Annotated in this window: 17 protein-coding genes; 11 read left to right on the forward strand and 6 right to left on the reverse strand. The window is 57.3% G+C overall.

Annotated elements, in window-relative coordinates; translation table 11 throughout:
- Positions 1-5 precede the first annotated feature (5 nt).
- The 6 genes from AC0L6S_RS08500 to AC0L6S_RS08525 all read left to right on the forward strand — a co-directional run bounded on the left by AC0L6S_RS08500 (position 6) and on the right by AC0L6S_RS08525 (position 9,167).
- Positions 6-1,559 carry a peptide MFS transporter gene (locus AC0L6S_RS08500; RefSeq protein ID WP_473427991.1) on the forward strand — a complete coding sequence of 518 codons (1,554 nt, stop codon included), beginning with the start codon at positions 6-8 and terminating at the stop codon, positions 1,557-1,559.
- A gap of 69 nt (positions 1,560-1,628) precedes the next feature.
- Positions 1,629-2,879 (forward strand): saccharopine dehydrogenase family protein, encoded by a 1,251-nt coding sequence (locus AC0L6S_RS08505; protein ID WP_473427992.1) that lies wholly within the window; start codon positions 1,629-1,631, stop codon positions 2,877-2,879.
- Between the two features lie 115 nt (positions 2,880-2,994).
- On the forward strand, positions 2,995-6,141 hold the full coding sequence (locus AC0L6S_RS08510) for a hypothetical protein (RefSeq protein ID WP_473427993.1): 3,147 nt from the start codon (positions 2,995-2,997) through the stop codon (positions 6,139-6,141).
- A gap of 103 nt (positions 6,142-6,244) precedes the next feature.
- Entirely contained in the window at positions 6,245-7,039 is a 795-nt protein-coding gene (locus AC0L6S_RS08515) for a (Fe-S)-binding protein (protein WP_473427994.1), read from the forward strand.
- Between the two features lie 3 nt (positions 7,040-7,042).
- Positions 7,043-8,479 (forward strand): lactate utilization protein B, encoded by a 1,437-nt coding sequence (locus AC0L6S_RS08520; RefSeq protein ID WP_473427996.1) that lies wholly within the window; start codon positions 7,043-7,045, stop codon positions 8,477-8,479.
- Positions 8,469-9,167: a LutC/YkgG family protein gene (locus AC0L6S_RS08525; RefSeq protein ID WP_473427999.1), complete on the forward strand. Its 699-nt coding sequence runs from the start codon at positions 8,469-8,471 to the stop codon at positions 9,165-9,167. Before AC0L6S_RS08520 ends, AC0L6S_RS08525 begins: the two co-directional genes overlap by 11 nt.
- Positions 9,168-9,241: 74 nt before the next feature.
- On the opposite strand, the gene AC0L6S_RS08530 is transcribed toward AC0L6S_RS08525, so the two are convergent.
- From AC0L6S_RS08530 to AC0L6S_RS08550, 5 genes are all read right to left on the reverse strand, one after another.
- On the reverse strand, positions 9,242-9,814 hold the full coding sequence (locus tag AC0L6S_RS08530) for a lipid-binding SYLF domain-containing protein (RefSeq protein WP_473428000.1): 573 nt from the start codon (positions 9,812-9,814) through the stop codon (positions 9,242-9,244).
- Positions 9,815-9,925: 111 nt separating this feature from the next.
- On the reverse strand, positions 9,926-10,930 hold the full coding sequence (gap, locus tag AC0L6S_RS08535; protein WP_473428001.1) for a type I glyceraldehyde-3-phosphate dehydrogenase: 1,005 nt from the start codon (positions 10,928-10,930) through the stop codon (positions 9,926-9,928).
- A complete protein-coding gene (locus tag AC0L6S_RS08540) occupies positions 10,927-11,949 on the reverse strand; it encodes a type I glyceraldehyde-3-phosphate dehydrogenase (RefSeq protein ID WP_473428003.1) in 1,023 nt (340 codons plus the stop codon). Before AC0L6S_RS08540 ends, gap begins: the two co-directional genes overlap by 4 nt.
- 173 nt (positions 11,950-12,122) lie before the next feature.
- Entirely contained in the window at positions 12,123-12,542 is a 420-nt protein-coding gene (locus AC0L6S_RS08545) for a hypothetical protein (protein WP_473428005.1), read from the reverse strand.
- A 168-nt stretch (positions 12,543-12,710) separates the two neighbouring features.
- Positions 12,711-14,015 carry an HD-GYP domain-containing protein gene (locus tag AC0L6S_RS08550; RefSeq protein WP_473428006.1) on the reverse strand — a complete coding sequence of 435 codons (1,305 nt, stop codon included), beginning with the start codon at positions 14,013-14,015 and terminating at the stop codon, positions 12,711-12,713.
- 309 nt (positions 14,016-14,324) lie between these two features.
- On the opposite strand from AC0L6S_RS08550, the gene AC0L6S_RS08555 reads away from it, so the two are divergent.
- The 5 genes from AC0L6S_RS08555 to AC0L6S_RS08575 all read left to right on the forward strand — a co-directional run bounded on the left by AC0L6S_RS08555 (position 14,325) and on the right by AC0L6S_RS08575 (position 20,969).
- The gene (locus tag AC0L6S_RS08555; RefSeq protein WP_473428007.1) at positions 14,325-15,851 is read left to right on the forward strand and encodes a PQQ-dependent sugar dehydrogenase; all 1,527 of its coding nucleotides are present in this window, start codon (positions 14,325-14,327) and stop codon (positions 15,849-15,851) included.
- An 8-nt stretch (positions 15,852-15,859) separates the two neighbouring features.
- Complete coding sequence (locus tag AC0L6S_RS08560; RefSeq protein ID WP_473428008.1) at positions 15,860-16,414, forward strand: CDP-alcohol phosphatidyltransferase family protein; 555 nt, start codon at positions 15,860-15,862, stop codon at positions 16,412-16,414.
- Between the two features lie 42 nt (positions 16,415-16,456).
- Complete coding sequence (locus AC0L6S_RS08565) at positions 16,457-17,212, forward strand: endonuclease/exonuclease/phosphatase family protein (protein WP_473428009.1); 756 nt, start codon at positions 16,457-16,459, stop codon at positions 17,210-17,212.
- Positions 17,209-19,056: a 1-acyl-sn-glycerol-3-phosphate acyltransferase gene (locus tag AC0L6S_RS08570; RefSeq protein ID WP_473428010.1), complete on the forward strand. Its 1,848-nt coding sequence runs from the start codon at positions 17,209-17,211 to the stop codon at positions 19,054-19,056. The genes AC0L6S_RS08565 and AC0L6S_RS08570 overlap by 4 nt, the downstream gene beginning before the upstream one ends.
- A gap of 104 nt (positions 19,057-19,160) precedes the next feature.
- Positions 19,161-20,969, forward strand: coding sequence for a long-chain-acyl-CoA synthetase (locus tag AC0L6S_RS08575; protein WP_473428011.1), 1,809 nt, complete (start codon positions 19,161-19,163; stop codon positions 20,967-20,969).
- Here the strand turns inward: AC0L6S_RS08575 and AC0L6S_RS08580 are convergent.
- A complete protein-coding gene (locus tag AC0L6S_RS08580) occupies positions 20,966-22,279 on the reverse strand; it encodes a DEAD/DEAH box helicase (protein WP_473428012.1) in 1,314 nt (437 codons plus the stop codon). The two genes, AC0L6S_RS08575 and AC0L6S_RS08580, sit on opposite strands and share 4 nt — an antisense overlap.
- Positions 22,280-22,293: the final 14 nt, after the last annotated feature.

Consider the following 22,293-nt stretch of genomic DNA (forward strand, 5'->3'; position numbering starts at 1 on the left):
CAGCAATGCCCGACGCCGACGTCGCTGCTTCGCCGCCGATTGATACCCGTTTTCTCGGTCATCCGCGTGGGCTATTTGTCTGCTTCGCCACTGAGTTGTGGGAGAGGTTCTCCTTCTACGGCATGAAATTCCTGCTGTTGCTCTACCTGACAAAGTATCACCTGTTCAGCGACAGCAACGGGCTGGAAGTACTGGGCGGTTACGCCGCGTTGGTTTACGCCATGCCGGTACTGGGCGGTCTGCTGGCCGACCGCTATCTCGGAATGCGCAAAGCCGTTGTTTTCGGCGGTGTGTTGCTGGCATTGGGCCATCTTGGTATGGCGTTTGAAGGCGAGCAGGCGCGCATGGTCGGCGGTCAGGTCGAGCGCGATGAATCCGCATTGCAGGTGTTCTACTTCTCGCTGGCGCTGATCGTGATCGGGGTTGGATTTCTGAAACCAAATATTTCCACCATCGTCGGCCGCCTCTACGCCGTGGATGATACCCGCCGCGATGCGGGCTTCACCATTTTCTACATGGGAATCAACATCGGCGCCTTTGTCGCCACCCTGCTGTGCGGCTATTTGGGCGAGACTTTCGGCTGGCACTATGGCTTTGGCGTAGCGGGAATCGGCATGGTAATCGGATTGATCACGTTTCTGCGTGGACAAAAGCACCTGCACGGCCTGGCCGAACCCCACGACGCTGCGCTGTTGCAACAAAAATCACCACTGGGGCTGAACGTGGAATACACAATTTACCTGTGCGGACTACTCGCCGTTGTCGCTGCCTGGCAAATGCTGCAGTTTCATGGTGCGGTTGGCCTCACACTGAATGTGTTGTCAGTGGCTGTGCTGATCGGTCTCACCTGGTTTATCACGGTGCGGTGTTCGCGAGTAGAGCGCGGCCGTATGCTGGTGCTCGTCATACTGACGATGTCGAGCGTGGTATTCTGGGCGCTGTTTGAGCAGGCGGCGGCATCGATGACCCTGTATGCGGACCGGGTGCTCGATCGCAATATTCTCGGCTGGGAACTGACCGCCTCCCAGTTCGGCTCGATGAACGCATTTTTCATCTTTTTGTTCGCTCCGCTGTTCGCCTGGCTGTGGATGTTTCTCGGCCGCCGCGGTCTGGAACCCGGTACACCGGTCAAATTTGCGTTAGGCATAGCGCAAGCCGGGCTGGGATTCGGCGCGCTCGTAATCGGTGCGGCGACGCCCGATGAAGCCGGTCTGGTGGCCGGCTACTGGATGGTACTGGCATACCTCCTGCACACCACGGGCGAGCTCTGCCTGTCCCCCGTCGGGTTGTCCGCCGTAACCAAGCTGGCGGTGCCGAGTGTGGTCGGCGTCATGATGGGTTCCTGGTTCCTTGCAACGGCCTACTCTGAGTTTGTCGCCGTACAGTTGGCAAAGCTCGCCTCAATTGAAACTATCAACGGCGAGGTCAGCGATATCGGAGCAGCGCTGGCAAGCTACACTGAGTTATTCACGGGCCTGCTGTATCTGGGCTTGGGCGTAGCAGTAGTGTTGTTGCTGTTATCGCCGGCACTGAAAAAAATGATGCACGGTATTCGCTGAAACCGCAGATATGCCGCGCAAACGAAAACAGGCAGTATATGAAGCTGGATGTCACTTGAGGGCGAGGCTATGGATAAACGCGATTTCGATGTAGTTGTATGGGGTGCCACCGGCTTTACTGGCCAACTGGTGGTTGAGTACCTGGCACAAACCTATGGGTTAGACGGCGAATTACGGTGGGCCATCGCTGGGCGCAACCGTAAAAAGCTGGAAGCTGTTCGACACACCTGCCTGCACGCAGCCAAGCGCGACAAACTGCCAATACTGCTGGCCGACAGTGATGACGCTGCCAGTCTGGCTACTTTGGTGCGTCAAACCCGCGTGGTATGCACCACCGTCGGCCCCTACGCGAAGTACGGTACACCACTGGTCGCGGCCTGTGTCGAGGCCGGCACCGACTACTGCGACCTGACCGGTGAAGTACAGTGGATGGCACGAGTCATTCCACAGTACCAGCACGCAGCCCAAGCAAGCGGTGCACGCATTGTACATACCTGCGGCTTTGACTCGGTGCCGTTTGATATGGGCAACTGGTTTGTGCAACAACAGATATTCGAGCGACATGGTGTCTATGCACAGCAGGTCAAGGCGCGCGTCGGGCGCAATCGGGGCGCGGCGAGCGGTGGCACTATAGCCAGCGTCCTGAACATGATGGAGGAAGCGGGGCGAGACCCTTCGATCAGGCGCGAGGTAGCCAACCCCTACTCACTGTATCCGGCCGGGATGCCACCCGGTAAGGACGGCGCAGACCAGCGCGGTGCAATCTACGATGAAGATTTCGGGCGATGGACCTCGCCCTTCATCATGGCGGCGGTCAATACGCGAGTGGTAAGGCGGAGCAATGCGCTGCTGAATTTCCCCTGGGGCGAAAATTTCCGCTATAACGAGGCCACACTGGATTCTTCACACGCCAAGGCAATACGCAACACTGTCGCGGGAGCCATTGGTATGGTGGCACTGGCAGTGGGGCCAACACGAAAACTGGCGCAGCGCTTTCTCCCCGCGCCCGGAGAGGGCCCCTCTCAGAAACAGCGCGAAGCCGGATATTACGAAGTCTTTTTTCTGGGGATAAACCCTGCTGATCGCGGTATGGATACGCTGGTCAAAGTCAGTGGCGACATGGATCCTGGATATGGATCAACGTCCAAAATGCTAGGAGAAGCCGCGGTATCCCTCGCACAGGATGAAGCTATCACAGAGGGAGGTTTCTGGACTCCGGCATCCGCGTTGGGCGGCAGCTATCTCCAGCGCCTTGTCGACCGAGCGGGTCTGAAATTTGACAGTATCAACCCGGATAAGGTCAGGAGCGTGACCATATGAGTAACCAAGCCTGGCAGAGGCAACTATTCAACACTGGCGGCGCTGGTAATACACCGGAAAACCTCGTACATTCCCCGTCATAAACGAGAAAAACACAGGGGCAAACAGGCGCGAGGTGAACAGATTTAACCTCACGTTTAGCGGAGAAATTCTTGCCGGCGAAGATCCGGAGCAGGTTAGGCTTCGATTCGCCGACATGTTTAGCATCGACGACCGCGCTCAACTCGAGCGTGTCTTCAGTGGCGAAACCATTATTCTGCGGCGTAATCTGGAGCGCAAAGACGCTGCCGAACTCTATCACCAACTCCAACTATTGGGCGCGGTGGGTGCATTGGTTAAAGTCACGACTAGTGAGATGGCCGATGAGATCGTCAGTGCAAGCGCGCCAAAAATGCCCGCAAAAAACCAATCCGGCAAACGCATACACGACACTGCCAGCAGCGCACAGACTGCAGCGGCACCCGCTACTGGCACAGTAGCATCTGCCCCCGATTCTAGCTGGACATCACACGGCAACGATGCTGCGGCCGAGATAAAAGCCCGTAAACTGGCAGCGCAACGCCTTGCCGCAGAACATGCCGCGAGGGAAAAATCCGAGAAAGAGACCCGGCAACGCCTCGCAGCAGAAAAGGCTGCGCAGCAGGCGGCGAAGGAAGCAGAGCTGCAACGTCTGGAGCAGGAACAAGCCGCCCAAAAAAAAGCGTTGAAAGTGGAAGCCCGACGCAAGGCCGCAGAGGAAGCCGCACAACGCAAAGCCGAGCGCGCCCGCGAAAAAGCGGAGAAGGCACAGCGCAAGGCGGAAGCTGCGGAACGGCGAAAAGCCGAGGCCAGGGAAAAAAGGCGTCTCGCTGCCGAAGAGGAAGCCCGGCGCAAGACTGAACTCGCAGAGCAAAAACGCCTGGCCGAGGAAGCGGAAGCGCGTCGCAAGGCCGAACTCGAAGAGCAAAAACGTCTTGCAGAGGAAGCAGAGACCAAACGGAAAGCAGAGATTGCAGAGAAAAAGCGCATGGCCGAGGAGGCAGAGGCCAGGCGCAAGCGAGAGTTGGAAGCGAAACAACGACAGGTAGCCGAGAGAGAGGCCCGACGCAAAGCTGCAGTGGAAAAGAAAAAGCGCCTGGAGGCTGAAAAGGAAGCGCGGCGTCTGGCCGAACTCGAACAGGCGAAGCGGCTGGCGGCAGAGGAAGAGGCCCGAAAAATCTCGGCAGAGGCCAAAAAAGCTGCGGCATTGCAGGCCGAGCTGGAGGAAAAAGCCCGCCGGGCGACGGTACAGGCTGCCAAGATCAAGGCCGAAGCACAGCGGCTGACGCAGGAAGCGCTGCGTAAATCACAGGGGCGGCGCCTCGGCGCTACCGAAAACGCAGCGACAGATGGATCTGCGGCCATCGATCGCAGCGACTCAACGAAGCCTGACCGGGAACGGGCCAACACCTTACAACGCGGTGGCACGTTGCGCGCAGGCAAGCCCGGCAAAAGCCGTGTAAAAACCAGCCTCGGAGTCCCGTTACGACAGACTGGCCAAACACCGGAAATTGGCAAGCCCGCACAGCGCACGCGTCAGTCAGCTGCGCCCAATCTGTACAAAATCCGTCCCTTTCGCAACTCTGAAGCAGTGCAGGCGCGCAGCGCACTGGCCCGACAGCGCATGCGAACGGCCTGCGCCGTCGGTGGTATAGCACTGGCTATTCTACTCATCGTCGCCGGTAGTTTCCTGCAAACCAGGGGCGGTCCAATCATCACAGGTGCAAGTGCAGTAGCGATCAACACGCATTCCGAGCCGGTAATACTGGCGGGCGATTCCCTGTTGTTCCATGATCGCGCCGGTGTCAGCAGCACTACCGTCTCGCTGAATACGTTGGGAGTGGATGCGCTGGAGCCGCCGTTGGTATTTGCCGCCGAGGGGACACTCGTCGCACTGGGTCAGCTAAGTGAGGAACAAATCGCCCCCGAGCCACTGCGGTGCAACCTTGCACTTTCACGTTGTGAGCAATTCAGCGCACAGCTGACGCAGAATACCATCGATACCTTTGTGATCAATGCACTCGATGGCAGTGTTCTGCTGGCAGATCCCGCACACAAAAAGCTGCTTAAAATCGATAGTGCGGGAGCGCTCGTCGCCAGTACAGACGTCACTTTCGCCCCTCATCCGGTACTCCAACTGCACGACGGCCTGTTGTTGATGAACAGTGCCTCGGGGCCGGCGATCAGTGTCTACCGCTATGAAAACAGCGCCTTCGGACAGCAGCTGGATGAAATACTGTTGCTTCCACCCTCCGAATTACCGCTGGAATCCTCGCGGGTCAGTGATTTCATCTGGTCGGGCAATGCCTGGTGGGTGCTGCTGCGCGACACTCAGTCAGGCTCCGCCGCACTGCACCGTTTTGACAGGGACTGGAGCTATCTCGACACGGTACCACTGGTATCGGATAGGGGTCCTGTACAACTCATCCGCTGGGGTGAGAAAACGCTGGTCAGCGATCCCCATAATCTCGCCATACAACGATTCAGCGCACAGGGAACAGTAGAGGCGCCCTTTATTTCCACACAATTGCAGTCCCTGATCAATACGCAACAACAAGATGCCCGGCTCGCCAGAATTGCCTGGCACGGCGGCTTGCTGCTAAGTGCGCTCGCAACGGTGTTGTGTTTCGGGCTCGGGTATCTGCACTGGCTGCGTATTCTGGTGTACCGGACGCAGCGGGAACTGGGCGCTGAGCCACTGGACGACCACGCCAATGCACTACAATGGATTGAGCCGATTCAGAACCGTGCCTCACAGCTGCATCACACTGGCATGCTGTACGGCGTTGGCGCACTCTGTGCAGTGCTGCTGGCCATTGCCCTCGGCGTCAGCGTATGGCAACTCGCCGCGCTGCTGTTGGCACTGTGCGGGCCGGCCATTGCCCTGCTATTGCTGAGCAGGCAACCAGTTGGACACATTGGTGTGCTGCCCGACAGGCTGTTGCTGGTCGACCACAGTGGCGAGTATCACCTGGGGGGAGGCCCGCGACTGTCCTATCGCGGGCCATTCCTGTCGATTGACGATATCGTGGTGTTCACTGGAAGCCGGCTGCTACCTGCGTTCTCCCCAGCACAACTACAGCGACATATCAGCCCTGCGGCAATGGGCGGCATTAAAGTGGACACCATAACCATCGCCGTAAAGCTCCTGGAAAGTCGTCACCCGCTCGCGCTGGGAGGCGTCTCAATTGCAGCCGCCGTCGCTGCAGGGGCCCTGCTCCTCCTGGCACAGAGCCTTTTCTAGATGGTGGGGCGACACCGCTTCCTCCATTTGGATATACTGCACCCTCCGGAGCGGCGACAACCGCTCCTCCATCGCAAAAATACGCGGAAAGGTTAGCGCCTGCATGAATGAGCGAGATCATGAATACTCGTCCCCCCGCAGAGGAAAGCGGGTTGCACTGTTTGTCACCTGCTTGGCGGATTTGTTTCGACCTTCTGTCGCCTTTGCCAGCTTGAAACTGTTGGAACAGGCAGGCTGTGATGTCAGCGTGCCACTGCAGCAGACCTGCTGCGGTCAGCCGGCCTACAACAGCGGCAGTTATCAGGAGGCAGCTCCACTGGCACAGCAGGTGATTACCCTGCTGGAAGATGCCGACTATGTCGTGGTGCCCTCCGGCTCCTGCGCCGGCATGATCTGCCATCACTATCCCAAATTACTTGAGGGTGTGTGGCGCGAGCGGGCCCTGGAACTGGCGGCCAAAACGTTCGAGTTAACGGTTTTCCTCAATGATATCGCCGACATCAAGCCGCGAAAACACAAGTCCTCCCGCAGTATCTCCTCTCTCGCCTATCACGATGGCTGCGCCGGGTTGCGCGAGCTCGACATCCACGACCAACCGCGCCAACTGCTACAGGAACTGTGCGGCATCGAAGTCCGCGAGATACAACAAAGCCAGGTCTGTTGCGGCTTTGGCGGTACATTTTGCGCGAAAATGCCCGAGATTTCCGGCAAAATGGTCGACGACAAACTCGACAATATTCTCGCCACCGGGGCAGATGTTGTCGCCGGAGGCGATCTGGGCTGTCTGCTCAATATCGCCGGCCGAGCACATCGTAAAGGGGAAAACCTGGAGGTGCGACATATCGCCGAAGTGCTCTATCAGGATCTGGACGACCCCGCTATCGGTGAGGGGAACTAGGCGATGGAGCAGCACAGCGACACTTTTCTGGAGAACGCCAGTGCAGCGCTGAAGAATACTGCACAAGCCCAGCGGCGCGATGTAATCGCTGCCTTCGCGCCACTTATGCGCTCCGCTGCGATAGAGGGTTTCGACGAATTCGACAATTTGCGCAAGCACATCAAGCGCGTGCGCCAGCACGCGCTGGATCACCTGGAGTACTACCTCGGCCAATTCGAGTACCAGGCGGTACAAAATGGCAACCACGTGCACTTTGCCCGCGATGGCGAGGAACTCAACAGCCTCGTGCTGGACATTTGCCAACAGCACGATGCGCGACGCATCGCCAAGGGCAAATCCATGGTCACAGAAGAGACGGGACTCAATGCATTTTTGCAGAGTGCCGGTCTGTCCGTGACGGAGACCGATCTGGGGGAGTACATCATCCAGCAAGCCGGTGAGACACCCAGTCACATTGTCGCCCCGGCACTGCACAAATCCGCCGAGGAAATTCGCCAGCTGTTTCAGTCCAGGCATGACCTCGGTGAGAGGGAGCTACCCGAGACGGTCGATCTGGTGAGCGAGGCGCGCGAGGTATTGCGCGAACACTTTCTGCAAGCCGAGGTCGGCATCATAGGGTCCAATGCACTGATCGCAGAAAATGGCTACTCGATGCTGGTGACCAACGAGGGGAATGGCGACCTCTGCGCCAACCTGCCCCGGGTGTTGATCGTCTGCACCACTATCGACCGCGTTCTACCACTGGCACAGGATGCCACGGCCATGCTGCGCCTGCTGGTGCGTTCTGCCACAGGGCAAACACAGACCTGTTATACCAGCTTTTATTCCGGACCGCGCCGCGAAAGCGACCTCGACGGGCCCATCGAAACGCACTTTGTTTTGCTGGACAACAAGCGCAGCGAGATTCTGGACAGCGATTATCGGGAAATGCTGGAGTGTATCCGTTGTGGTGCATGCCTCAACCATTGCCCCATCTACACCAGCGTCGGTGGACATGCCTATGGCTGGGTCTATCCCGGCCCAATGGGTTCCATACTCACTCCACTGCTGACATCGCTGGAACAAAGCAACGCCCTGCCTAACGCCTGCACCAGTTGCGGCCGCTGTGCCGAAGTCTGCCCTGCCGACATCCCGCTGCCGGACATGCTGCGCGACTTGCGGCACGAGGAGAACAGCCAGAAACTATCCGCAAGTCGCTGGCGGCAGGGGCTTAAGTTTCACACCTGGTTGGCCAGACATCCCAGGCTCTATCAGATGCTGACGTCATTCGCGATTTCCACGCTGCATTTCTTCGGGCGCAAGCGCGGGCGCTTTGCGCGCCTGCCGATGGCTGGGGGCTGGACCAGTGAGCGGGATTTCCCGGCACCTCAGGGCAAAACGTTCATGCAGCAGTACAAGGCACGTCTGAAGCGACTCGCGGAGCAGCAGAATGAGCACTAGTGCCCGCTCCGAAATTTTTGCACGCCTGCGCGATATCTCACAAACAGCCAGTGCAGAGCGAATTGAACTGGACCGCCAGGCACTGGGCAGTGCACCGGTGCCTGCGCCACCCGCACCCGAAATGTGTGAGGCCTTTCTGGTGAATGTGTTAAAAAACCAGGGCAGTGCCGACTGCGTCGGCAATCGTGCTGAGGCGGTGGCCGCAATAGGACAATACATCTATTCCCATTTTCGCAGCCACCGACTGGTTGCCGGCAATGACCCGCGCCTCGCCGCTATGCCGTGGCGCGATGCCGGTGTGCTACCACGCTTCGGCCGACTGGAAGTAGGCGAGCCCGTGGCATTGAGCTTTGCCCAGCTGGGCGTTGTAGAGACCGGTGCGGTGATGACATGGACCGGCAAATCCAACCCCGGGGCCAACAACCTGCTACCTGAGCACCACATTGTACTGGTGGACACTTCAGACCTGGTGCCCGACATGGAACACGCCTGGGGCAGGATCAAACAGGAAATGGAACAGAACGGCCCACCGCGCGGCATCAACTTTATCGCCGGTCCCTCCAGTACTGCCGACATTGAGGGACAACTGGTCTACGGCGCACACGGGCCGAGGAAATGGCATGTGATCTTGATGGGCAAGGTCCCCACAGACGCAATTGCGCGCGCCCGGACTATCGCCGAGGGATAAGCGGTGCTGACCTGAGGCAGTGCAAGTCTGCCTCTCGGTGATAATTACTCTAATGAAATAACGCTTGTAGCGGCTTATAGCGGTGTATAACTGAATTTCTGCCCCGCCACGGCCACCTGAAACATCAGGCCACCTGTGGCGATGGTAAAAATGGCCATGCCCTTGCGATAACCGCCAGACACCGTCGCAGCATCGTTGCGACCGCCACTGATCCCCGCAGCTGTTCCGCCACTGGTTGTGGCCTCCGCAGATGCGCCGGCCGTAATCGCCACCGCCGATGCGGTGGCGCTGAGTTCAAAGTTACCGGAGGTAAAATCGTTAAAGGCCTGCTCGTGTTCGAAGAAGATTATCTGGCTGTACGCCTGCCCTCCCCACTGTGCGCCCACCGAGACCTGGCTCATCGTGGAGTTGCCCACATGTTTGCTGCCCACGAAAACTTTGCCCTCACCATAGGCGCCACCAATAATAAAGGCACCCTTGCCGATAGTCGGGAACACAGCATAACCATAGGCCGTTTTAAAATAGCGGCCGCTTTCGCCAGCATTGCTGAATGCCTTTATCGCATCGCTGTAACTGTTAGCCGAGGTAGCGGGGCCGGCAACACACAGAAACGACACCAGAAATACAAGCTTTATCACTTTGGACATAATGGGAACCTTGAGTTTAATGTGCAGCTTCGACCCTGCTCCAACGGAAGCAGGTTTTGCACGCGTTGTCACACCTGCGACGACGCTGCCTATTCTGTGTACACAACAGAGTCAGGTCAAGTCTCTTAATCGGACCAGCAGATCGCAGACCCGGCTGGAATAGCCCCACTCGTTATCGTACCAGTTCAATACCCGCAAGTATCGCCCTGCGGTGACACCGGTAAAACCGGCATCGTAGATCGACGAGTGTGAATTACCGATGATATCCGTGGAGACGATAGGCTGTTCACTGTAATGCAGGATACCCTGCAAACGCGGCGACACCGATGCCGCCTGTACCGCCTCGTGTACATCATTCACCGCGACCTGTTTATTGAGTTTTACAAACAGGTCCACCACCGAACCATCCGGTACCGGGACACGGGCGGCGATGCCGTGCAGCTTGCCCTTTAACTGCGGCAACACCTCGCCAACGGCCTTGGCCGCACCGGTAGACGTCGGGATAATATTTTCCGCCGCCGCACGACTGCGGCGCCAGTCAGTATGCGGCACATCCGCCAGCCGCTGATCGTTAGTGTAAGCATGAACGGTGTTGATGACGCCCTCCTCTATACCAAACGCCTCATCCAGTACGCGAGCCATAGGCGCCAGACAATTGGTGGTACAACTGGCATTGGATACAATGCGGTGCTCTGCGCTCAGCCCCTCCTCGTTCACACCAAGGACCACGGTGTAGTCGATCGCGTCCTTGGCCGGCACTGTTAGCACCACTCTGCCCGCACCGGCGGCGAGATGTTGTTCCAACTGTTCACGCTTGCGAAATACGCCGGTTGATTCAATAACCGCATCAACACCCAGTTCGGCCCAGGGTAAATCCTGCGGGTTGCGCTCGCTGAGCAGCTTTACCCGCCCCTTGTCAGTAACGAAATGATTGTCTTCCAGTTTGAGCGGCTTGGCGAATGGCCCCATAACCGTGTCATAACTGAGCAAATAGCGCAGCGCGTCATAGTCAAACAGATCATTGATCGCAACGACTTCAATATCGTTACGCGCCTCCAGTATGCGGAATACCGAGCGCCCGATACGGCCAAACCCATTGATCGCTATTCTCATCATTTTTTCTCCTGCGGCAGAGCCAACGACGAATAGAGGCGTGCCACCTCAAGCAACCGCGCGGCATGGCCCAGCGTTTCATACCAGCCAAGCATCTTGATGGTATTGCTGCCCGCCTTGATAGTGCCCTTGGTATCAAATAGCAGGGAATTGGCGTTGCCGATGACATCCGACGACACAATCGGGTCTTCCACTACACCGATAATACCGTCGTGTTTGGCAGCGGCAGCGCGCATCGCCTCGTTGATATCCTCCGCCCCGATGGCGGCATCCTTCATCGCCAGCGTCACATCCAGCAGGCAGCCTTCCTGCACAGGCACATTGAGCGCCCAGGTCATTATCCTGTCATCGAGCGCCGGCAGTACATGCCCCAGCCAAAGCGACGCCTCATGGGTATTGGGAATAATATTTTTGGCCGCCGAGCGACTGCGGCGAAAATCGACTCCGGCATAGTCCTGCAGTGACTGATCGGATGTATAGGCATGCACTGTCGTCATGCTGCCGCATTCAATTTCAAAATTCTCGCAGACGCTATGTAGCAACAGGCACAGGGCTGACATGGTGGGCGATCCCGCCGAAATCATGCGATCCTCGGCCGTCACACTATCTGTATTGATCCCCGGTATTACAATCCGGTCGACATGGTCAATCGGCAGGGTTCGCAACAGGGTGCGCGGTGCACCATTGGCCAGGTGTGCTTCCATTGATTGCCGATCGCGATACTTGCCGGTGGCATCGATTACCATATCGACCGCGAAGATATCCCAGGGCATTTCTTCGGGGCTATCTATCTGCATCAGCCGCGCGCGAAAGCGCGGGTTAACCAGGAAGTTACCCTCCAGTGTATGCATCTGCGGCTCGTTCACTTCCGATGCCAGCAGATAATGCAGGATTTCAGCCTTGCCGATGTCGGCGATAGCGACGACTTCAATATCGCTGCTACAGGCGGCTAGATGGTAAATTTGCCTGCCAATCTGGCCAAAACCCATAATTCCCAGCCGAATAGGCCTGCTTGTTGCCATTGCTATGCTCCTCTGAAACCCGATACACGTTAATTGCGCATGCGCCAGTAACTGGATGCATTATCCCGCGCCGATCCGTCAACTACCATGACCCACCGCAACAAAACGGATCGGATGTCGGTCACAGCAGGAATGGACTTGCGCAGCGAGAATTCTCCTGCTTGACAGGAGACCTAGTAAAGAATCGGGCGGGGCCAGGCACCCCACATATCCCAATTCATGGTCGCATTGGTCACAGCCATATTCATGTTCTGGGCAGTCTGGCGCTGTTCATCCACAACGTTCTGTTGTATCGACAGGCGCTCGTACTCCTGATAGTTCTTCTGGGAACCGACATAGACACACTTGCAGCCTTTTCCGTCAGCGTAGACAAAGACCGTGGCACCGTCTTTCTCCATCGGTACCAGTCGGCGCTGACCGAGGCGGTTGAGGTGCTCCATTTTTTCAGGTGTGTTGGCCAGTTTCATCTGAAATCCGGCAGCGGACAGACGCCGCTCAGTCTCCATTGCATTCTGGTCGGCGATAGAGGCACACCCCCCTGCCAACGTTGCTACTACTGCGACTGCAACAAGTTTGTTTACACTGATGAACATAATTATTCCGTTCCTGTGAATGAGAGTTTCCCGAACTGGCAAATATAGAGTCTATCCGGGTTCGTGTCGATGGCTGGCCGCGAACTCGGGCACTTCAATTTGTGGACAGGCAGGCTTTCAAGAAAATTCACGCCGACACGTGGGGCTAGAGGAACAATGGCGGCGGCGCTAGAGGCCACTCACTCGGGCGAGATCGATGCCATAGGAAAGCGGCTGCAGACTCGTTTTTATCGTCAGGGGTGAAGCCCCTGATTCCGCGACAAATTCCTGTAGGTCTATTACCTGTGCAATGGGCAGCCGATTTTTCTGCTCATCAAGCAACAACATGACCTTTGGTCTTAAACGTCGCGTGCGATACTCTGCCACCACCACACCGACTTCGCCGGAAGACAACTCCACCAGCGTACCCGCCGGGTAGATTCCGACCGCCTGAATGAAGGCCTCCACCAGTTCTGCCTGGAAATCCTGGTCGCGCAGGCCATACAGCAACTTTATCGCATCGCTGGGGGAGACCGGCTTTGCGTGGCTGCGAGTAGTGGTAATGGCGTCGTAGGTATCAACGATGGCGGCGATACGTGCAAAGGGAGGTATCTGGTCCCTGGACAGGCCCGCGGGATAACCGGAACCATCATAGCGTTCATGGTGGTGCGCCACGATGTCTATAACATCCTGGTTGAGAATGCCGCACTCCTTGAGGATATCCAGGCCATGACTCACATGCAGCGCAACCTCGGCCGTCTCTTCGGTAGTTAGTTTGCGCTGTGCCTGCAACAGGGAACGATCGACACGCAGCATCCCAATATCCATCAGCATACAGCCCATGGCAAGTGAACGCAGGTCGCGCCGTGGCAGCCCAAGCTGGCGACCGAGTGATACCGCCCACATGGAGGCACTCAGGGCGTGATGATAGGTATATTGATCGTGGTCTTTCAAACGACTAACCCATAGGCAGGCATCGGGGTTTCGACTAATGCTTTCAACCATGGGCTCGACAGACTTCCGCAACTTGATGACATCCAGCTTTGCGCCGGCGCTGACGTTCTCAAAAATGTCATCGATGTCACCAATCAGCGTGGTCAGCATACGCTGTGCACGCGGTTGCTCTTCCTCCCACTTACTATCATCACGATAGGCCTTTAGTGGCCGGCCCAGAAAAATGTGGCTTAACGGAATTCGCGGGCGTTCCCTGAGTTTTTTGGCCGAACCCTCGTCGGGTTGCCGTTGAAGCCGCCTGGGTGGCTCGCTGCGCTTCGGTGGCGGCGACTCGCGCCGCACAACGGTGCCAGAACGGGCACTGCGCCTGCTATCAATATAAACAGACTCGCAGTACTTCTGCAGTTCACGTATATCCTCGGGGCGCTCTATCAGGAAGCCCTGCGTGATAAAAGGAGTCTCTAACCAGGGGCGGTCCAGCCCACTGATATACATACCAATGCTCAGGTCACTGGTGGGTATCTTAAGGGTTTTAAGCATAGCTGCCTGACATCCCGACTCAATCTTCCGTCCCGACAAATACAGCTCGAATACCGACAGTTGACCCGGTATGGGCTGCTCACAGCCTTTGACAGTATGTAGGCAATAGACAGGTGTCTACCAAAAACTGGAGATTTCTAGAGAAAAATCTGCGTAGAACGGCAAATTACGAAAAAATCTCTGGAAAATGCTCATCGGCTCGGGTATGAACCGCCAGAAAAATTCCCGCACAAAGGCCGACCCAGCCTGTGCTATATTCTCGCCACACGCTCAATCGCGATACTCTACACTGCCCTACAGGAACGCTTCATGCGCAAAATTCTAATTAGTCTGGTTGTACTGATAGCCCTTTTTGCTGGCTTAATCGTCGCACTGTTCACCAGCGGCCAGATAAGCGTCAATGGCCTGCCAGTACTGCTCAACACCCTGTTCGGCGTCGAGGGCCCGGCCGCCAATGATGCCACAGTGCGCCAGCGCTATCAGGTACCAGAGGGCTTTACGCTGGAACTGTATGCCAGTGAGGTGCCTCGCGCCCGCTTCCTACGGTTTACACCCGCTGGAGACCTGCTGGTCAGCCGACCCGGCATGGGCGATATCCTGCTGCTGCGCCGCGACACCGACGGCGACGGTCATCCCGATGCTCGTGAAACGGTGATTTCAGGGCTGGACAGACCGCTGGGGATGGAGATCAGTGATGGCTGGTTGTATATCGCTGAATCCACGCGCATCGGGCGCATTCGGTTGGACAGCAACAGCGGTACGGTGGAGGGTGACATCGAGCCGGTCGTGGAGGGGCTGACCGCCAACGGCAATCACTGGTCCAAAACCATCCGCATCGGGCCGGACAAGAAGCTCTATCTTGCACAGGGTTCAACCTGCAATGTCTGCGAGGAAGAGGACACCAGACGGGCGACGATGATGCGCTTTGAGAGGGACGGCAGCCAGGGCGAGATCATCGCGACAGGCCTTCGCAACAGTGTCGGTTTCGATTGGGCGCCGTGGAGCGGTGACCTCTATGCCACCGACAATGGCCGTGACATGCTGGGCGATGACTTTCCTCCCTGCGAGTTGAACCGGATAGAACAGGGAAAATTCTACGGCTGGCCCTATTTTAACGGAGACAACATCCCCGACCCCGACATGGGCGCGGACCCGCTTGCCGACCAACGCCAGCCGACAGCGCCAGCCCACGGATTTCAGGCGCACAACGCGCCGCTGGGCATGACCTTCCTGGATGCCGAAGCCCTGCCACCGCAGTACCGGCGCAGCGCACTCGCCGCGCTCCACGGCTCGTGGAACCGCAGCATACCCGACGGTTATAAAGTCGTGTCACTGCACTGGACAGAAGACGGCATCGAGGAGCGCGATTTTCTCGCCGGTTTCAATCTCGATGGCGATATTACCGGCCGTCCCGTCGACGTTGCTCAGGGTCCGAACGGCGACATTTATATATCCGACGACTACGCTGGCGCTATTTATCGGGTTGCCTACCGGGGAGACAATGACGATCTGGCACCGGGGTACAAGCCTGCGCCTATGGAGTTGCCCTCTGTGAGTAGTCTGGATACCACGCCCCCGGAGTGGCTGGCGGAGGCTGACCTACCGGAGATGGCCGCCAACGGTCGCGCGCTCTACCAGCGCTACCAGTGCAGCACCTGTCACGAGCAGGGCACCAATCCTGTGCGCCTTGATGATCTTGACCAGCGACTGGGATACACCGCAGTGATCGCGGCGCTCGAATCGCCGCAATCACCTATGCCGGTATTCCCCCTAAGTGCGACGGAGCGCCGCGAGCTGGCGGTATATCTGCTGTGGCAACCAGAGGCTGGCGACTAGATCCGGGCATGCTGCGATACCTCCCCAACTGCCTGACCTTTGTGCGACTATTGCTAGCGCTCCCACTGGGTCTACTGATTCTGCGCGAACAGTACGACTGGGCACTGATTACAGGCGTTATTGCCGGCATCACCGATGCACTGGATGGTTTTCTCGCACGGCGCCTCGACGCGCTGTCACGTTTTGGCGCCATACTGGATCCCATTGCAGATAAAGTTCTGATAACGGTCACCTTTGTCTGCATGGCGGTAGTTGGACTGGTACCGTGGTACCTTAGTATCGCCGTAATCGCTCGGGATCTGATCATCGTTATCGGCGCTGCCGCGTACTACCGGTTTGTCGGCCCGTTTGAGTTCGGCGCATCGACTTTGAGTAAGAGCAATATGGTGCTGCAGATCGCTTTTTGTGTGCTGGTATTGCTGTCACAGGTTCTGGATACGCTTCCACCACAGCTCACGCTTGCCGGAACTGCCGCGGTACTTTTCCTGGCCGCAGCGAGCGGCTTCGACTACGTTATGTCGTGGACAATCAAAGCCATTCAATCACGTAAAACCAAGGAATAACCTGGTGCAAATAGAAGCTTCAACTGTGTCAACGGGATGCCCGTGAGCGCAGAGATACATGTTTTAACGTACAACATCCACAAGGGGTACTGTACCGGTAACCGCCGCTTCGTGCTGGAGTCCATGCGCGAGAGAATTGCGGAGACGGGCGCTGACATTGTGTTTCTACAGGAAATACACGGGACAGCTATAAAAAGTGCTGCCAAACGCCGGCGCTTCTCCTACCCGGATCAGCCACATTTCGAATACCTCGCGGAGGAAGCCTGGCCTCACTACGCCTACGGTCGCAACGCGATCTACCGCAAAGGGGATCACGGCAATGCCATTCTCAGCATGTACCCATTTGCCAGCTTTGAAAACATCGATGTGTCAATATTTCCCCGCTCCAGCCGCAGCATTCTGCACGGTGTGATCGAATTGCCGCATAAAAATACGCGCTTGCATACGCTGTGCGTCCACCTCGGGCTACTCGAACAGGAACGTCGCGAACAGCTACAGGCGCTCACCGACAGGATAAACAGTCATGTGCCGCGCAATGAGCCGATGATCATTGCCGGAGATTTCAACGACTGGCGGCGCCGCGCCGAACTTCACCTGCATGACGATCTCGGCCTTGAAGAACTGTTCGTACAGATGAAGGGACGTCATGCGCTGACATTTCCGGTATGGCGCCCCATGCTGCCGGTGGATCGCATCTATTATCGCGGCCTGCAACCCGCAGCCTGCCAGCGGCTCAGTACCGGTCATTGGCGTGAGCTGTCCGATCACGCTGCCTTGTTTGGAGTATTTAAACTATGACAGGCAGCTCTCCAGATACCAAAGCCAGATCCATTTTGAGCGACGCAGCTTTCCTGAAAGAGCTGGAAGCGGCTGCCCGCGACAGCGGCAAAACACTGGAGCAGGCGCAGGCCTATGCACGCAAATGCCTCAAGGAAATCGAAGCCACGCCGCAGGAGTCCTGGCTGCGCCCGATGTCGAAACTCGCACGTTTTATTTACACGCGCAGCTATGAAGCAGAGCTGGACATCAACCTGGACAAACTCGAAGAGCTGCGGGAGCTCTCAAAAGATCATTTATTGCTTTTCCTTTGGTCACACAAGTCCCACATGGACAGCTTTGTATTTCTACTATCGCTATACCAGAATCACTTCCGCCCGCTGCCGCTGATATTTGCCGGCATCAATATGAATTTTCTCGGCTTTGGCGCACTTGCCCGTCGAGTGGGTGCAGTGTTCCTGCGCCGCACCTTTCAGGAAGACCCTGTCTATAAACTGGTGTTCCGACACTATATTGATCACCTGATCCGCAATCGTATGCCACTGTCATGGTCGATAGAGGGGACTCGCTCTCGCACCGGCAAATTGTCACCGCCCAAATTAGGGTTGCTCAACTGGGTGGTGGAGTCGTGCCACCGCGAGCAGACTGAGAACGTGCTGTTAGTACCCGTTTCCATCGCTTTCGATCGCATCGCAGAGATCGACGATTATGTGGCACTGCAGAGCGGACTGCCCAAGCGCAAGGAATCGTTGCGCTGGTTCTTCAACTATATATTTGGCATGAAACAGCCCTACGGCAAAGTGTATGTGCGCTATGGCGAGCCACTGCCGCTGGAGCAGCCAGATACACCGCAACCGGATGCCGAGTCCGCTGGTAGCGGACAGCAACAGTTCGACGTCACCCGTATGGCGCTGGAGGTCTGCACACGAATAGAGCAGATAACGCCTATCAAATCCGCCGATGTGCTGGCAATGGTGCTGTTAGGCGCCAACAAGCGCGCCCTGACAGCTGCGGAGATGTACAGCCAATCTGCCGGAATAGAAGAACTTATCCGCGAGCAGAAGCTGCCGACCGCTTCCGGTTTCAGCCTGAATAACGAGGCCCAGGTCAGCGCCGCAGTGCTGGCGCTGGAAACATCGGGTGTGGTGAAGTGCTTTGATGCGGCACAAGTACCTGTCTACTATATTCCGGGTGAACAGCGCCTGGCCGCTGCTTACTACCGCAACACCATCACCCACTACTTTTTACCTGCAGCGCTGGGTGAAATCGGTCTGGCAATGTGTGCGCTGGATATAGACCTCCCCAGTACGGAGTCACTCCACAGCAACGTGATGACTCTGCGGGACCTGTACAAATTCGAGTTCTTTTATAAATCCGCGGGTGATTTCTGGGCGGACGTACTGCATGAAACCGGGCGGCGGTACCCGAACTGGGACAACGGCGATCATTCCATACAGAAACTGCTACGCGATAAACCACCGCGCTTTGGGCATGCGATCCTGCGTTCTATCACCGAGGCCTACCTGATAATGGCTGTCGCCCTTCTGGATATGGAGGGACGCCCGGTACACGATAAGAAAGTCTTTACCCGGCAACTGATGGCACAGGGCCAGCAAATGTTACTGCGCCGGACGATCAGTTGTGAGTCCTCCATCTCGCAGGATCTCTTCACCAATGCTCTGCGGCTGGCCTCACATCTGGCGTTACTGGATGGACGGGACAGCGAGTTGAGCAGCAGACGCACCGAATTCGCCGATTCTGTGGTGTCGGCACTATCGGCGATTAATTTCCTGCAACGGGCCTATGACGAAGCCTGGTTTGCGCAGCTCTCGGCAGGGAAAATAGCCGATTTACTGGGGCCCTGATCGCAGCCAAACAGAGCGATGCCAATCTCTGTCTGTAGATACTTGCCGCAGTCTGTAAGACCCGTTATGGTTCCACCATAATCCATACCTAGAAGTGAACCGCAATGAGCCTACGCGATATTGTCACGACAATGGCAGAGACCTCCACACTACTGCAAGTTGTCAAGGAAGTTAAACCCAGACCAGCCACGACCCGCGACTGTTTCGCCGCCCGGGTTGAACGCACCACCGCCAGTTTCCCGAATCACACTGCCGTTAAGTTCGAGGGGCGGAGTCTGACCTGGCAGGAACTCAATGCGCAGGCCAATCGCTATGCTGCAGCACTGCGCACTCTGGGTCTGGTGCGCGGGGATGCGGTAAGTCTCATTATGGAGAACCGCATTGAGTTTCTCGCGACGATTATCGCGCTGAACAAACTGGGCATCATCGCCGCACTCATCAATACCAACCTTACAGGCAAACCCCTGATTCACTGTATGAACATCACCAGTTCCAGGCTTTGCATTTTCGGTGAGGAACAGTTGCACGCAGTAGAACAGGTGAGAAACGCACCGGAACTGGAAGGTATAGAGAATTGGCTGTTTGTCAGCGACGCTGGCGACAAGACCTGCCCCGACTGGGCCCAGGATTTCGACGACGAAGCCGCCGGCAAGCCCTCCGGAAACCCGCCCCAGACGAACCAGAACACGCTGGGGGATACCGCGCTTTACATTTATACCTCCGGCACGACCGGGTTGCCCAAGGCATCCGTGATCTCCAATCGACGCTTCCTGCTCGCCTCGGCCATGTCCTACAAGGGCGGACTGAAGTGTAAAGAGAATGACTGTATCTACCTGTGCCTGCCGCTCTATCATGGCACCGGCCTGTTTCTGGGCGTGGGCGCCTCATTCTCCACCGGGGCGACGATGTTCATCCGCCGAAAATTCTCCGGCAGCAATTTCCTCAAGGACATCAGGGAGAGCGGCGCGACATGCTTTATCTATATCGGGGAACTGTGCCGCTACTTGCTCAACACCCCCCAGGGGTCGGACGACCACGACAGCCCGCTGACTGCGATGATGGGCAATGGCTTGCGCCCGGATGTATGGCATGAGTTCAAGTCCCGCTTCGGCATCAAACGGATCGCAGAGTTCTACGGCTCCAGCGAGGGCAACGTCGCCTTCGTCAATATGCTGAACAAGGACTGCACCGTTGGCACCACCAGCATTCCTATCGCACTGGTTAAATACGATGTAGATGCCGATGAAATCGAGCGCGATAAAAATGGGCACCTGATAAAAGTCGCCAACGGCGAACCGGGGTTGCTACTCGGCAAGATCACCGAAAAAACAGCGTTTGAGGGATACACCAGCAAAGAGGATACCGAGAAGAAAATCCTGCGCGACGTGTTCAAACCGGGTGACGCCTGGTTCAACACCGGCGATCTGATGAAGACCGTGGATGTGGGTTTCTCACTGGGACTACCCCACTACCAGTTTGTCGATCGCATTGGCGACACCTTCCGCTGGAAGTCTGAAAACGTATCGACCAACGAGGTGGGTGAAATCATCAACGGTCATCCGCAGATCGATTTCTGCAATGTCTACGGTGTGGAGATACCCAAGGCCGACGGCAAAGCCGGCATGGCCTCGCTGGTGCTGGCACCCGGCGTAGACAGCCTCGATGTGGAGAGCTTCTCCAACTACGTCAACGAACAACTGCCGGCATACGCGCGGCCGGTCTTCCTTCGTATCCAGCGCGAACTGGATACCACCGGAACGTTCAAAATGGTCAAGGGTGATTTGCGCAAGCAGGGCTATGACCTGCAACAGGTCAGTGATCCGCTCTACGTCCTCAAGCCGCGCACCGATACCTATGTACCACTCGACGAAGAGTACGCCGAGATATTACGCACAGGAAAAGCCGGTTACTAGCGGGGGCGCCCGCCACCGCGCTTACCGCGCTGCGATCGCTTGTTCCCCTTGTCACCGCGCCGACGCGCGGTCGTTGCCGCTTTCCCGGTGCCAGCCCTGCGCGCGCTCGATGGCCTGCGCGACAACGGCTTTTTGGCCCGCCCCTGCCTGCGCACAGGGGCACTGTCCGGCACCTCGTGGACAGGCTCAAAATCACCGATATACTCGCGCGGAATATGCCGCTTCATTACCTGCTCTATCGCATTGAGCTGTTTGATTTCATCCGCACAGACCAGTGAACAGGCGTGGCCAGCGGACCCCGCCCGCCCCGTGCGTCCAATGCGATGCACATAGTCTTCGGGCACACTGGGCAGGTCGAAATTCACCACCTGTGACAACTGCGCGATATCCAGTCCGCGGGCTGCAACATCGGTTGCCACCAACACGCGAACCTTGCCGCGTTTAAATCCTGCCAGTGCGCGGCTGCGCGCGCCCTGGTTTTTATCACTATGGATAGCCACGGCATCGATACCACCTCCCTTGAGGTGCGCGACGATGCGGTCGGCCCCGGCGCGGGTACGCGTGAAGACCAGCACCTGTTGCCAGTCATTGCACGCAATCAGGTGCAGGAGTAGCTCGCTCTTGCGCTTTTTATCCACCGGGTGCAGGCATTGCTGCACGTTCTCTGCGGTGGCGTTCTCCGGCGAGACCGACACTTGCAGCGGCTTGTGCAGAAACGTGGCTGCCAGTGCGCGGATATCGCGGGAAAAGGTGGCAGAGAACATCAGGTTCTGGCGTCGCGTCGGCAGCAGCGTCAGGATACGCCGGATATCACCGATAAAGCCCAGATTGAGCATACGATCTGCCTCATCCAGCACCAGCACTTCCAACGCCGACAAATCCAGTGCTTGCCTTTGACATAAATCCAGCAGCCGCCCGGGAGTCGCAACGAGTATGTCGATACCTTTCGTCAGCGCGGTAATCTGTGGATCGATTTTTACACCGCCATACACTACGGTCGACTTGAACGGCAGATACGTGCCGTATGCAGCCGTGCTCTCGGCCACCTGCATCGCGAGCTCACGCGTCGGGGTCAACACCAGCACGCGAACCCGGCGGGGTTGGCCAGTGTTGATTTCTCGAAGTCGTTGCAGCAAGGGCAGGGTAAAGCCGGCCGTTTTCCCGGTACCCGTCTGGGCCGCAGCCATCAGATCCCGGCCGGCCAGAATCGCAGGTATCGCGGCGGCCTGAATTGGAGAGGGTGCGCGGTAACCTTTCTCCGCCAGCACTCGCAACAAAGGCGCGCACAGACCGAGTTGCTCGAAAGTCATGGGCAAACTGCGGA

The sequence above is a fragment of the Halioglobus sp. D3-4 genome (assembly GCF_055809315.1).